Genomic DNA, 12,943 nt, shown 5'->3' on the forward strand with positions numbered 1-12,943 from the left:
GCTTCGCCCGGGGTCCAGGCGATAGTGGAGTACGTGACTGCCGTTCCTCACCCCCGTTCCGAAGCCGCCGAGCCCGCCCGCTCCGGCCGCCGGAGCCTCGCCGTGGCCCTCCTGTTCGGCGCGCTCGGCGCGGCCGTGGCGCTGCTCGCCAGCCGGCAGCGCTGGGCGGAGGGCACCGCGTCGGTGGCCGGCGGCGCGTTCCCGCTCACCGCGAAGGGCAGCGATGTCACGGGCGTGCCCGCGGCCCTCGCCATAGTGGGCCTCGCCGCGCTCGTCGCCGTCTTCGCCGTCCGCCGGGCCGGCCGCTTCCTCGTCTCCGGGCTGCTCGCGCTGTCCGGCGCGGGCATCATGGCCGCCGCCCTGGTCTCCGCCTCCGACAGCACCGCGCTGGACGAGAAGGCCGCCCAGGCCAGCGGCGACACCACCGCCACGGTCGCGGCGCTCAGCCACACCGGCTGGCCCTACGTGGCGGCCGCCGGCGGTCTGCTGATCCTGCTCGCGGGGCTGCTCGCGCTGCGCTTCGGCAGCGGCTGGCCCGCCATGTCCGGGCGCTACGAGCGCGGCACCGACCGCCCCCGCAGGACGGCCAGGCCGGTGGATCCGGAGCGCCCCGAGGAGATCTGGAAGGCCCTGGACCGGGGCGAGGACCCCACCGGCGCCTGACCCCCGCGCGGATGTGGCGAACCAGACGCCACCCCCGCGTCCGGCACGCGTAGGCGTACGGGACAATGGACGGCGAGCGTCCGGCTTGACGGGCGGGCTCGGAGCCGTACGACACGTACGTCGCTCTTCTGGGACACGTACACAGCAACGAGGAGCACAGACATGGCGGGCAGCAACCACGGTCACACCCCAGCCGCCTGGACCGGAGTCATCATTTCCTTCATCGGCTTCCTGGTCGCCGGCGCCTTCATGGTGATGTCCAACGCCATCGGCTTCTGGGCCGGCATGGCCCTCATCATCGGCGGCGCGGTCGTCGGCGGCATCATGAAGCTCATGGGCCTCGGCAACAACCAGAAGCCCCTCGCGATGGTCGGCGGTGCGCCCCTCGCCGCGCGCGAGCCCGTCGCGGTGGAGAGCTGAGCGGCCGAGCACGGCACCTCTTCGCGGAGGGCGGCCCGGTGTCCCTGACGGACCCGGCCGCCCTTTCGCGTGTGCCGGGCCCCGGCGCACGCCCCCGCGCGCACGGCCGCCGCGTCGGCGAGAATGCCTGACGTGACCGCCGCCGACCGACCGGCCCCGCCCGCCGCGTCCTTCCCCGCTGCCCGGACCGACCTTTGGCCGGACACCGCCCGCCCCCGTCCTTCATCCCCGGACGCCCGGGACCTGCCCTGGGCACCCGGCACCCGGGCCCTGCCCTCAGTGCCCGGTGCCCAGGGACCGCCCCCGGCGCCCCTGTGGCGGCGCCTTTCCACCCCCGCCGGTGTGCTCGCGGCCGTCGCCGGTGCCTTCGCCTATGTCGGCATCGTCGATCCGAACCATCCCGGCCACTACCCGGTCTGCCCCCTCTACCGGTTCACCGGCCTGTACTGCCCCGGCTGCGGCGGACTGCGCAGCGCGCACGCGTTCGTGCACGGGGACCTGCCGGCCGCGCTGCACGACAACGCGCCCGCGGTGGCCGGCTACTTCCTCTTCGCGGTGCTGTGGGCGGTCTGGGCCGCACGGGCGTGGCGCGGCCGGCCCGCGCGGCTCGAACTCGGCAACGCCGAGATGTGGGTCATCGGCACGCTGCTGCTGGTGTTCACCGTGGTGCGCAATCTGCCGTTCGGCGCCTGGCTGCACCCCTGACCTGCGGCGCCGATGTCCAAGGAGTGAAACCGGCGTCCACCGGATGCGAGGCCGGGGCCCTGCTCCGGATACCATCGAGTGACCAAGGGTTTTCACAACCTGAAGGAACTGAAGGAACCAACCGTCTGAAAGGGGGCCGCTCGCGTGAGTGTGCTCGACGAGATCATCGACGGAGTCCGTGCCGACCTCGCGGAGCGGCAGGCACGCGTCAGCCTCGACGAGCTCAAGGAGCGCGCGGCCAAAGCACCCGCCGCCAAGGACGGGGTGGCCGCGCTCCGGGGCGACGGCGTCAAGGTGATCTGCGAGGTCAAGCGCTCCAGCCCCTCCAAGGGCGCGCTGGCCGCGATCGCCGACCCGGCCGGGCTGGCCGCGGACTACGAGGCGGGCGGTGCCGCCGTCATCTCCGTCCTCACCGAACAGCGCCGCTTCGGCGGCTCCCTCGCCGACCTGGAGGCCGTCCGCGCCCGCGTGGACATCCCGGTGCTGCGCAAGGACTTCATCGTCACCTCGTACCAGCTGTGGGAGGCCCGCGCGTACGGCGCCGACCTCGCCCTGCTGATCGTGGCCGCCCTGGAGCAGCCGGCCCTGGAGTCCCTGATCGAGCGCGCCGTCTCCATCGGTCTCACCCCGCTGGTCGAGGTGCACGACGAGGACGAGGTCGAGCGCGCCGTGGCCGCGGGCGCCCGGATCATCGGTGTCAACGCGCGCAACCTCAAGTCCCTCGAGGTCGACCGCGGCACCTTCGAGCGGGTCGCCCCGGAGATCCCCGAGGGCATCGTCAAGGTCGCCGAGTCCGGTGTGCGCGGTCCGCACGACCTGATCGCCTACGCCAACGCCGGCGCCGACGCCGTCCTGGTGGGCGAGTCCCTGGTCACCGGCCGCGACCCGAGGACCGCCGTCTCCGACATGGTCGCCGCGGGCGAGCACCCCGCGCTGCGGCACGGCCGCGACTGAGCCCCCGCTAGGCTGACCCCGATGACTGCGACCATGACGACCGCGGACCGCTACGCGCGCCTCGCCCGCGGCTGCCGCCCCCGCGGCTGCCGCGCGCCCGCGCCCGCGGCTGCCGCCCCCGCGGCTGCCGCGCGCCCGCGCGCCGCGTCCACGGCCGCCGGGTCCGCTACGTCATCGGCGACGAACCGGGGCAAGTGAACGGCATGCGATGGCACCGCGCCCCGAAGGGGCGCGGGCAGAGTTGAATCCGCGGCTCCGCCGCGCGGGCGCGAGCGGTCACTGACTGCCCGTAGCCGACGGACAACTCCCCGCCCCCACGGCGCACCGTGTCTTTTCACACGCACTCACCGTGAGGTACTGGCATGCCCAGCAACTACTTCTTCCCCGACCCGGAGGGTCAGGTCCCCAGCTCCGAGGGCTACTTCGGAGCGTTCGGCGGCAAGTTCATCCCGGAGGCCCTCGTCGCCGCCGTGGACGAGGTCGCCGTCGAGTACGACAAGGCCAAGCAGGACCCCGAGTTCGCCCGCGAACTGGACGACCTGATGGTCAACTACACCGGCCGCCCCTCTGCGCTCACCGAGGTGCCCCGGTTCGCCGAACACGCCGGTGGCGCACGGGTGTTCCTCAAGCGCGAGGACCTGAACCACACCGGCTCGCACAAGATCAACAACGTGCTCGGCCAGGCGCTGCTCACCAAGCGCATGGGCAAGACCCGCGTCATCGCCGAGACCGGCGCGGGCCAGCACGGCGTGGCCACCGCCACCGCCTGCGCCCTGTTCGGCCTCGACTGCACCATCTACATGGGCGAGATCGACACCGAGCGCCAGGCCCTGAACGTGGCCCGGATGCGGATGCTCGGCGCCGAGGTGGTCGCCGTGAAGTCCGGCAGCCGCACCCTCAAGGACGCCATCAACGAGGCGTTCCGGGACTGGGTCGCCAACGTCGACCGCACCCACTACCTGTTCGGCACCGTCGCCGGGCCGCACCCCTTCCCGGCCATGGTCCGCGACTTCCACCGGGTCATCGGCGTCGAGGCCCGCCGCCAGATCCTGGAGCGCGCCGGACGCCTGCCCGACGCGGCCGTCGCCTGCGTCGGCGGCGGCTCCAACGCCATCGGCCTCTTCCACGCCTTCGTGCCCGACGAGGGCGTCCGCCTCATCGGCTGCGAGCCGGCGGGCCACGGCCTCGACACCGGCGAGCACGCGGCCACCCTGACCGCGGGCGAGCCCGGCATCCTGCACGGCTCCCGCTCCTACGTCCTCCAGGACGAGGAGGGCCAGATCACCGAGCCGTACTCGATCTCGGCCGGTCTGGACTACCCCGGCATCGGACCCGAGCACGCCTACCTCAAGGACTCGGGCCGCGGCGAGTACCGCGCGGTCACCGACGACGCCGCGATGCAGGCCCTGCGCCTGCTGTCGCGCACCGAGGGCATCATCCCGGCCATCGAGAGCGCGCACGCCCTCGCGGGCGCCCTGGACGTCGGCAGGGAACTGGGCCCGGACGGGCTGATCGTCGTCAACCTCTCCGGTCGTGGCGACAAGGACATGGACACCGCGGCCCGCTACTTCGGGCTGTACGACACCGACGCCGAGGTGGCCGCGGACGCCGCCGCCACCGCCGAGATCGAGGGGGACGCCAAGTGAGCGGGAACATCCAGCTGTTGACGGACACCCTCGCCGCCGCCAAGGCCGAGAGCCGGGCCGCGCTCATCGCCTACCTCCCGGCCGGGTTCCCGACCGTGGACGGCGGCATCGAGGCGATCAAGGCCGTGTTCGACGGCGGCGCCGACGTGGTCGAGGTGGGCCTGCCGCACAGCGACCCGGTCCTGGACGGCCCGGTCATCCAGACCGCCGACGACATCGCCCTGCGCGGCGGCGTCAAGATCGCGGACGTGATGCGCACGGTGCGCGAGGCCCACGCGGCCACCGGCAAGCCCGTGCTCGTGATGACGTACTGGAACCCCATCGACCGCTACGGCGTCGAGCGCTTCACCGCCGAACTGGCCGAGGCGGGCGGTGCGGGCTGCATCCTGCCCGACCTGCCGGTGCAGGAGTCGGCGCTGTGGCGGGCGCACGCCGACAAGCACGGCCTCGCCACGGTCTTCGTGGTGGCGCCGAGCAGCAGGGACGCGCGGCTCGCCGAGATCACCGCGGTGGGCAGCGGCTTCGTCTACGCCGCCTCGCTCATGGGCGTCACCGGCACCCGTGAGTCCGTCGGCGCGCAGGCCCAGGACCTGGTGCAGCGCACCCGGGTCACCCGCGCCGAGCTGCCCGTGTGCGTCGGCCTCGGCGTCTCCAACGCGGTCCAGGCCGCCGAGGTCGCCACCTTCGCCGACGGTGTGATCGTCGGTTCGGCCTTCGTCAAGCGGATGCTGGACGCCCCGGACCACGCGTCCGGCCTCGCGGCGGTGCGCGAACTGGCCGGGGACCTGGCGAAGGGCGTACGCGGCCAGGCGTGACCCGCGGACCGTCGCGGATCGCCGTGGATCGTCGCGGAGCGGCCGGCGCTCGCCGGTCGTCGTGCGGCGCGTCATGTATCGGGCATTTTGGTCACTCGAACGGGTGGACCTCGGGTCGGGGAGGCGCGCTGCGCCTCCCCGGTTCGTTCTGGGGGTGTGAGCGAGAACAACCGTGACGGAAAGCGGACCGCCCGCCAGCGGCTGGCGGCCGAACGCGAGAAGCAGAAGTCCGCGGAGAAGCGGCGGCGGTCGCTGATCGTGGGCGCCAGCGTCGCCTGTGTCCTGGCCCTCGCGGCGGTGATCGGCGTGATCGCCGCGAACGCGGGCAAGAACAAGGCGAGCGGCGACGCGGGCCCGGTCGTGGCGCCCTCCGGGGCGCAGGGCAAGGACGGTCTCGCGATCCCGGTCGGCAAGGACGGCGCGAAGTCGACGCTCACCATCTGGGAGGACTTCCGCTGCCCCGCCTGCCAGGCCTTCGAGGCGGCGTACCGGCCCACCCTCCATGAGCTGGTCGACGCGGGCAAGCTCCGCATCGAGTACCACCTGGTCCGGCTGATCGACGGCAATCTCGGCGGCACCGGCTCGCTGCGCGCGGCCAACGCGGCGGCGTGCGCCCAGGACGCCGGGAAGTTCCGCGATTTCCACGACACGCTGTACTCGAACCAGCCCAAGGAGACCGACGACGCCTTCGCGAGCAACGCCAAGCTGATCACGCTGGCGGGCAAGGTCGGCGGCCTGGACACACCGGCGTTCCGGAAGTGTGTCGACGCGGGGACGCACGACAGCTGGGTGAACCGCTCGCAGAAGGCGTTCCAGAGCGGAAACTTCGGCGGCACGCCCACGGTGCTGCTCGGCGGCAAGAACATCTACCAGGACCAGACGATGTCCCCGGCCAAGCTGAAGCAGATGGTCGAGTCGGCGGACCGGGGGTAGCGGGCCGGGGGCAGGTGAATCTCATGTCCCTGTTACGGACCCGTAGCCAGGCGGCTTGGTGTCCCCGGGGCCCGGCACGGTAGCGTCGGACTTGCCATGGAACTTGCCTACATTCCCAGTCCGTCCCGCGGGGTGCTGTACCTCGGCCCCATTCCGCTGCGCGGCTACGCCTTCTGCATCATCATCGGCGTCTTCATCGCCGTCTGGCTCGGCAACCGGCGCTGGGTCGCCCGTGGCGGGCAGTCCGGCACGGTCGCCGACATCGCGGTGTGGGCCGTGCCGTTCGGCCTGGTCGGCGGCCGGCTCTACCACGTGATCACGGACTATGAGCTGTACTTCAGCCCCGGCCGTGACTGGGTGGACGCCTTCAAGGTGTGGCAGGGCGGTCTGGGCATCTGGGGCGCGATCGCGCTCGGGGCGCTGGGCGCGTGGATCGGGGCGCGGCGCCGGGGCATCCCGATGCCGGCGTACGCCGACGCGGTGGCGCCCGGTATCGCCCTGGCGCAGGCCATGGGGCGCTGGGGCAACTGGTTCAACCAGGAGCTGTACGGCAGGGAGACCCACCTGCCCTGGGCGCTGCACATCACGTCCTCCGAGGGCGGCCGGGTGCCGGGGTACTACCACCCGACCTTCCTCTACGAGTCCCTGTGGTGCATCGGCGTCGCCTTCCTGGTGATGTGGGCCGACCGCCGCTTCAAGCTGGGCCATGGCCGGGCGTTCGCCCTCTACGTCGCCGCGTACTGCGTGGGCCGCGGCTGGATCGAGTACATGCGGGTGGACGACGCCCACCACATCCTCGGCCTGCGCCTCAACGACTGGACGGCGCTGGTCGTCTTCCTCCTGGCGGTCACCTACATGATCGTCTCGGCCCGCCTCCGCCCGGGCCGCGAGGAGGTCGTGGAACCCCTCGCCTCCGGCGGTTCGGCGGAGGGTACGGTCGCCTCCGGCGGTTCGGCGGAGGGCACGGAGACGGACACCGGGGCCGGGAAGCCCGCCGCGTCGGAGCCGGGGGCCGAACCGGCCGACGAGCCGGAGCCGAAGGCGCCTGCCGAGAAGACCGAGTCGGCGACGAAGAAGAGCTGACGACGGCCCGTACGACCCCGAGGGCGCCCGGATCACCCCGGGCGCCCTCGGTGTTTGCGGCACCGGGGCGCGGCCGATCACCCCACGGGCGTGGCCGCTCACCGCACCCGCTCGCATCCCCGCTCACCTCTGTGCGGCGCCCCTTCCCCCCCCGGCGCGACGGTGCCTCGCCACGGCGGTGGTGATCGGCGGTGTCCCGTCGGCCCCGGCCCCCACCAGGAGCCCTCATCTCCGCCGGGCCAGTGACAGGGTGCGGTGGGCCGTGGCCACCACGGCCGCGTCGATGAAGCGGCCGTCGGGGAGGGCCTGGGCGCCGGGTTCGGTGGTGGCGGCTTTGAGGATGGTCTCGGCGTGGTCCAGTTCGGCGGGGGTGGGCAGGTAGGCGCGCTCGATGACCGGGAGCTGGCGGGGGTGGATCGCGGCCCGGCCGAGGAAGCCCAGGGCGCGGCCATGGGCGCAGGAGGCGGCCAGCCCGTCGAGGTCGCGGATGTCGGGGTGCACGGTCTGCGCCGGTGGGGGCAGCCCCGCGGCGCGCGCGGCGACGATCACCCGGGAGCGCGGCCAGTCAAGCCCCGACTCGGCCCGTACCCCGAGGTCCGCCCGCAGGTCCGCCTCCCCGAGGGAGATGCCCCGCAGCGAAGGATGCGCGCCCGCGATGGCGTACGCGTGCTCGACGGCCAGCGCCGACTCCAGCAGCGCGTACAGCGGGAACGGAACGGCGGCGGCCACCCGGCGCACCTCCGAGGGGCCGGTCACCTTCGGCAGCCGTAGCCCCGACAGCCCGCGCAGCCCCCGCAGCGCGGCCAGGTCCGCGCTCGCCCACGGGGTGTCCAGGGCGTTCATCCGCACATGCACCGGCACCGGATGCGCCGCCGTCAGCAGGTCCGCCGTGGCGGCGCGCGCGTACTCCTTGCGGTCCGGCGCCACCGCGTCCTCCAGGTCGATCACCACCACGTCCGCGCCCGCCACCAGCGCCTTGGCGACCACCTGGGGCCGGTCCCCGGGAACGTACAGCCAGGTCAGCGGGGTCACAGGGCGCCCTCCGCGCGCAGGGCGGCGATATCGGAAGGGGCGAGGCCCAGCTCGGTGAGGACCGCGTCGGTGTCCGCGCCGTGCGGCCGCCCGGCCCAGCGGATCGCGCCGGGCGTGGCGGACAGCCGGAACAGCACGTTCTGCAGGCGCAGCGGACCCAGCTCCGGATCCGGCACGGTCGTCACCGTGTTCAGCGCCTGGTACTGGGGATCCTCGAACACGTCCCGCACATCCTGCACCGGTGCCACCGCCGCCTCCGCCTTCTCGAACGCCGCGAGGACCTCCGTACGGGTGCGGCCGGCGATCCAGGAGCCGACCGCCGCGTCCAGCACCTCCGCGTGCGCGGCCCGCTCCACGCCCGTCGCGAACCACGGCTCCTCGATCAGCTCCGGCCGCCCCACCAGCCGCATCACCCGCTCCGCCACCGACTGCGCGGACGTGGAGACGGCCACCCAGGTGCCGTCGGCGGTGCGATACGTGTTGCGCGGGGCGTTGTTCGCGGACCGGTTGCCGGTGCGTTCCTGGACGTACCCGAGCTGGTCGTACCAGGTGGGGTGCGGCCCGAGCACGGACAGGATCGGCTCGATGATCGCCATGTCCACGACCTGCCCGGTGCCGGTGCGCTCCCGCGCGGCCAGCGCCGTGAGCACGGCGTACGCGGTGGTCAGGCCCGCGACCGAGTCGGCGAGCCCGAAGGGCGGCAGCACCGGCGGCGCGTCCGGCTCCCCGGTGAGCGCGGCGAAGCCGCTCATCGCCTCCGCGAGGGTGCCGAACCCGGGCCGGTGCGCATACGGCCCGAACTGCCCGAACGCGGTGACCCGGGCGAGCACCAGGCGCGGGTTGGCCGCGGACAGCTCCGCCCAGCCCAGGTCCCATCTCTCCAGCGTCCCGGGGCGGAAGTTCTCGATCACGACATCGGCGGTGGCGGCGAGCCGCAGCAGGGTCGCGCGGCCGCCCGGCCGGGACAGGTCCAGGGTGATCGCCCGCTTGTTGCGGCCGAGCACCTTCCACCACAGGCCGACCCCGCCCTTCGCCGGACCGTGCCCCCGGGACGGATCGGGGCGCCCCGGATGCTCGACCTTGATCACCTCGGCGCCGAAGTCGCCGAGCAGCGTCGCGGCCATGGGTCCGGCGAAGAGCGTCGCCAGATCCAGCACCCGCACCCCCTCCAGCGCCCCGGCGCGCGCCGTCGTACCCCCGCTCGCCCCTTCTCCCGCGCCCCCGCTCATGCGGTGAACCGGGCGTCGATCTCCGGGCGGTACGGCATCGACGCCGACGCCCCGGCCCGCTCGACCGAGAGGGAGGCCGCGGCGGCGGCCCAGGACAGGGCCTCCCGTACGGGTTTCTCCTCGGCGAGGGCCACCGCGAGCGCCCCGGTGAAGGTGTCGCCCGCGCCCGTGCTGTCCACGGCCTCGACCCGGGGCGCGGGCACCACCAGTGGCTCGGCGTCCCGGGAGACGTACAGACAGCCGGTGGCGCCCAGGGTGACCACCGCGCGCGGCACCAGTTCGAGCAGCGCGGTGGCGGCCTCGCGCGGGTCGGTGCGGCCGGTGAGGGTGATCGCCTCGTACTGGTTGGGCACCAACAGGTCGGTGGCGGCGAGGAGTTCGGGCGGCAGCGGTTGGACGGGGGAGGGGGTGAGGATCGTCCGGACCCCGTGCCGGTGCGCGGCGGCGGCGCCCGCGACCACCGCGGCCAGCGGGATCTCCAGCTGGAGGAGCAGGGTGTCGGCGGAGGCGATCAGGCCCTCGTCGCCGGGCGAGAGATGGTCGACGGTGCCGTTGGCGCCCGGGACGACGACGATGGAGTTGCCGCCCTCGTCGTCCACCACGATGTGCGCGGTGCCGGAGGGGCCCTCGACCGTGCGCAGGAAGTCGGTGTCCACACCGGAGTGTTCGAGGGTCTCGCGCAGCCGGGTCCCGGCCGTGTCGTTGCCCACCGCGCCGATCATCGAGACGGTGGCGCCGGCCCGCGCGGCGGCGATCGCCTGGTTGGCGCCCTTGCCGCCGGGGATCGTACGGAACTCCCGGCCGGTCACCGTCTCGCCGCGCTGCGGGGCCTTGGCGACGAAGGCGACGAGGTCCATGTTCGTGCTGCCGAGGACGGCGATATGGGTCATGGGCGGTTCGCCTCCAGGTGGGTGAGGTGGGCGAGGGTGTCGAAGCCGGTGCCGTCGAAGTCGGCGACGGTGGTGGCGAGCCGGTTCTTCAGCGGGGCCCGCCAGTGCTCGGGGAGCGCGGCGGGGGAGCCCGCGAGCAGCCCGGCGACGCTGCCCGCGCTCGCGCCGACCGAGTCGGTGTCCAGGCCGCCCGCCACCGCCCGCCGGATCGAGCCGGTGAAGTCGCCGTCCGCGTGGGTGAGCGCGGCGGCCAGCAGGGCGGTGTTGGGCAGGGCGTGCACCCAGTGGTGGGTGGGGGAGTAGCGGGCGTGGAGTTCGTCCACCACGGTGTCGAAGTCCTCGTGTCCTGCGGCCAGTCGGACGGCGTGGTCGACGGCACCGGCCAGCCGGGAGCGGTGCGGGACGACCGAACGGCCCACCCGCAGACAGGTGTGCACGTCGTGGTCTCCGGTGGCGGCCGCGGCGAGGGTGGCGGCGGTGAACATGGCCGCGTAGACGCCGTTGGCCGTATGGGTCAACACGGCGTCCCGGTAAGCCTGTTCGGCCGCCGCGCCCGGGTCGCCCGGGTTGGTCCAGCCGTGGACGTCGGCGCGGATCAGGGCGCCGATCCACTCCCGGAAGGGGTTGCGGTGGCGGGCGGTGTGCGGGGGCTCCACGCCGCTGAGGAGGTTGCGGTAGGCGAGGCGCTCGGCGGTGAACGTGCGCCCGGGCGGCAGTTCTTCGAGCCACAGCCGGGCGACGTCCGCGGTGCTGAAGCCCTTGCCGTGCCGCTGGAGCAACAGCAGGTTGAGCAGCGGGTAGTTGAGGTCGTCGTCCTCGGGCATGCCGTCGATGTTCTCGGCGAGCGAGGTGGCGGCCGAGCGGCGGTTCCACGGGTGGGCGTCGAGCAGTTCGGCGGGCACCCCCCGGGCGGTGAAGTAGCCCGTCAGCGGCCAGTTGCCGCTCGCCCGGGCGAGGGCGCGCACGGCGTCCAGGGGCAGCTTCTCGACCGGCTTGCCCAGCAGGCAGCCGACGGCCCGGCCCAGCCAGGACGCCTCGAACGCGAGCGGTCCCGGCGTCCCGGCGAGCCGCGCGGTGGGCCAGTCGGGGCAGGCGGCCCGGATCGCGGCCAGCTCGGTCGGCTCGTCGTCGGCCAACCGGCTGGGCAGATCGGCCAGTTCGTCCAGTAGGTCCTCGGCGAGCAGCCGCAGATAGCGGGAGACGCGGTGCGGGGAGGCGCCCGCGCGGTCCGGGGCGTCCGGGCCGCCCGCCGCGCGCCAGCGCTCCTCGATCCGGGACGGCTCGCGGCCGTCGAGACGGGCCTGGCGCAGTTCGTGCCCGAGCAGGTCCTCGGGCTGGACCCAGGTCAACCGGAGCACGGCGCGCCTCCCCGGCCGGAGCGGGACGCCTCGCCGGGGTCCGGCGTGCCGCCCAGGGCCGCGAAGGCCAGTTCATGGGCGCGGCGCCGGCCGCGGTCGAGGGCGAACACCTCGCGCGTGACCTGGGCGAGCGTCCGGGCCGGCTGCCACAGGTCCAGTCGGCTGGCCTCCGCGACCGGCTTCGCCCACTCCTCGGGCACCGGCGAGCCGAGCGCGCCCGCGAGGGCACCGGCCATGGTGGCGATCGAGTCGCAGTCGCGCCCGTAGTTGACCGAACCGAGCACCGCGTGTCGGTAGTCGCCGCCGGAGATCACCAACATGCCGAGGGCCACGGGGAGTTCCTCGATGGAGTGCAGCCGCGAGGGGCGGCGGGCGCCGAGCGAGGGGGCGCGGTAGTCCGGGCCGACGGTGTCGTACGGCTCGACCGCCGCGCGCAGCGGACCGAGTGCCGAGGCGAAGTCGCTGTGCCGGTACGCCACTTCGCAGACCTTCTCGATCGCCTCCCGGGTGCCGTCCTTGGCCAGCGCCAGACAGGCGGTCACCACCGAGTCCGCCGTCGCGTCCGGCGCGGTGGCGGCGGCGACGGCCGCGGCGAAGACCCCGGCCGCCTCCCGGCCGTACGACGACTGGTGCGCACCGGCGATGTCCAGCGCCTCCGCGTACGCGGCGCGCGGATCGGCCGCGTTGACCAGGCCGACGGGCGCCATGTACATCGCCGCACCGCAGTTGACGATGTTGCCGGTGCCCGCCTCCCGGGGATCCGCGTGGCCGTAGGCGAGCCGGGCCACCAGCCACTTCTCGGCGAGGAAGAGGCGGTGCAGCGGCAGCGCCTCCGCCTCCAGTTCGGGGATCCAGCGGGGGTTGGTCATCAGGTCCGGCACCAGGTGCTCGGCGAGCGCGTAGGCGTCGAGGTGGTCGCGGACGCGGTCGTAGACCCGGACCAGGGCGTGCGTCATCAAGGTGTCGTCGGTGACGTGTCCGTCGCCCTTGTGGTACGGCGCGAGCGGGCGGGCGGTGCGCCAGTCGTCGCCGTGCCAGGGGCCGACGATGCCGTGCACCAGGCCGCCGTGGCGCTCGGTGATCTGGTCGGGGGAGTAGCCCTCGACCGGTCCGCCGAGGGCGTCACCGACGGCGGCGCCGACGAGGGCACCGGTGATCCGTTCGTCCAGATCGGGCTGTCCGGTGCCTTTGGGTTGCTTGGGCGTCATGCCCGAA

General features: G+C 73.9%; 14 protein-coding genes. 9 read left to right on the top strand and 5 right to left on the bottom strand.

The window, feature by feature from the left end; all coding sequences use genetic code 11:
* The first annotated feature begins 24 nt into the window (after nucleotides 1–24).
* The 9 genes from ACLF5H_RS18740 to lgt all read left to right on the top strand — a co-directional run bounded on the left by ACLF5H_RS18740 (nucleotide 25) and on the right by lgt (nucleotide 7,219).
* Nucleotides 25–663: a TIGR02234 family membrane protein gene (locus tag ACLF5H_RS18740; protein ID WP_421677153.1), complete on the top strand. Its 639-nt coding sequence runs from the start codon at nucleotides 25–27 to the stop codon at nucleotides 661–663.
* Nucleotides 664–825: 162 nt separating this feature from the next.
* Nucleotides 826–1,083 (top strand): HGxxPAAW family protein, encoded by a 258-nt coding sequence (locus tag ACLF5H_RS18745; protein WP_421677154.1) that lies wholly within the window; start codon nucleotides 826–828, stop codon nucleotides 1,081–1,083.
* 270 nt (nucleotides 1,084–1,353) lie between these two features.
* Entirely contained in the window at nucleotides 1,354–1,788 is a 435-nt protein-coding gene (locus ACLF5H_RS18750) for a DUF2752 domain-containing protein (protein ID WP_421677187.1), read from the top strand.
* Nucleotides 1,789–1,932: 144 nt separating this feature from the next.
* Nucleotides 1,933–2,742, top strand: coding sequence for an indole-3-glycerol phosphate synthase TrpC (gene trpC, locus ACLF5H_RS18755; protein ID WP_421677155.1), 810 nt, complete (start codon nucleotides 1,933–1,935; stop codon nucleotides 2,740–2,742).
* 86 nt (nucleotides 2,743–2,828) lie between these two features.
* On the top strand, nucleotides 2,829–2,987 hold the full coding sequence (trpM, locus tag ACLF5H_RS18760) for a tryptophan biosynthesis modulator TrpM (protein WP_421677188.1): 159 nt from the start codon (nucleotides 2,829–2,831) through the stop codon (nucleotides 2,985–2,987).
* Between the two features lie 117 nt (nucleotides 2,988–3,104).
* Nucleotides 3,105–4,388 (top strand): tryptophan synthase subunit beta, encoded by a 1,284-nt coding sequence (gene trpB / locus ACLF5H_RS18765; RefSeq protein WP_086809739.1) that lies wholly within the window; start codon nucleotides 3,105–3,107, stop codon nucleotides 4,386–4,388.
* Nucleotides 4,385–5,203: a tryptophan synthase subunit alpha gene (gene trpA / locus ACLF5H_RS18770; protein ID WP_421677156.1), complete on the top strand. Its 819-nt coding sequence runs from the start codon at nucleotides 4,385–4,387 to the stop codon at nucleotides 5,201–5,203. Before trpB ends, trpA begins: the two co-directional genes overlap by 4 nt.
* Nucleotides 5,204–5,359: 156 nt before the next feature.
* A complete protein-coding gene (locus tag ACLF5H_RS18775; RefSeq protein WP_421677157.1) occupies nucleotides 5,360–6,136 on the top strand; it encodes a DsbA family protein in 777 nt (258 codons plus the stop codon).
* A 96-nt stretch (nucleotides 6,137–6,232) separates the two neighbouring features.
* Nucleotides 6,233–7,219: a prolipoprotein diacylglyceryl transferase gene (gene lgt, locus ACLF5H_RS18780; protein WP_421677158.1), complete on the top strand. Its 987-nt coding sequence runs from the start codon at nucleotides 6,233–6,235 to the stop codon at nucleotides 7,217–7,219.
* A gap of 225 nt (nucleotides 7,220–7,444) precedes the next feature.
* On the opposite strand, the gene ACLF5H_RS18785 is transcribed toward lgt, so the two are convergent.
* From ACLF5H_RS18785 to ACLF5H_RS18805, 5 genes are read right to left on the bottom strand one after another with little or no spacing between them, the layout of a single operon-like run.
* The gene (locus ACLF5H_RS18785; protein WP_421677159.1) at nucleotides 7,445–8,251 is read right to left on the bottom strand and encodes an HpcH/HpaI aldolase/citrate lyase family protein; all 807 of its coding nucleotides are present in this window, start codon (nucleotides 8,249–8,251) and stop codon (nucleotides 7,445–7,447) included.
* Nucleotides 8,248–9,480, bottom strand: coding sequence for a CaiB/BaiF CoA transferase family protein (locus tag ACLF5H_RS18790; protein WP_421677160.1), 1,233 nt, complete (start codon nucleotides 9,478–9,480; stop codon nucleotides 8,248–8,250). The genes ACLF5H_RS18785 and ACLF5H_RS18790 overlap by 4 nt, the downstream gene beginning before the upstream one ends.
* The gene (gene rbsK, locus ACLF5H_RS18795) at nucleotides 9,477–10,370 is read right to left on the bottom strand and encodes a ribokinase (RefSeq protein WP_421677161.1); all 894 of its coding nucleotides are present in this window, start codon (nucleotides 10,368–10,370) and stop codon (nucleotides 9,477–9,479) included. Before rbsK ends, ACLF5H_RS18790 begins: the two co-directional genes overlap by 4 nt.
* A complete protein-coding gene (locus ACLF5H_RS18800) occupies nucleotides 10,367–11,728 on the bottom strand; it encodes an ADP-ribosylglycohydrolase family protein (protein ID WP_421677162.1) in 1,362 nt (453 codons plus the stop codon). Before ACLF5H_RS18800 ends, rbsK begins: the two co-directional genes overlap by 4 nt.
* Nucleotides 11,716–12,936, bottom strand: a complete 1,221-nt coding sequence (locus ACLF5H_RS18805) for an ADP-ribosylglycohydrolase family protein (protein WP_421677163.1) — start codon at nucleotides 12,934–12,936, stop codon at nucleotides 11,716–11,718. The genes ACLF5H_RS18800 and ACLF5H_RS18805 overlap by 13 nt, the downstream gene beginning before the upstream one ends.
* Nucleotides 12,937–12,943: the final 7 nt, after the last annotated feature.

Origin of the sequence: Streptomyces sp. LaBMicrA B280, from assembly GCF_049222185.1 — a bacterium.
GTDB classification, from domain to species: domain Bacteria; phylum Actinomycetota; class Actinomycetes; order Streptomycetales; family Streptomycetaceae; genus Streptomyces; species Streptomyces murinus.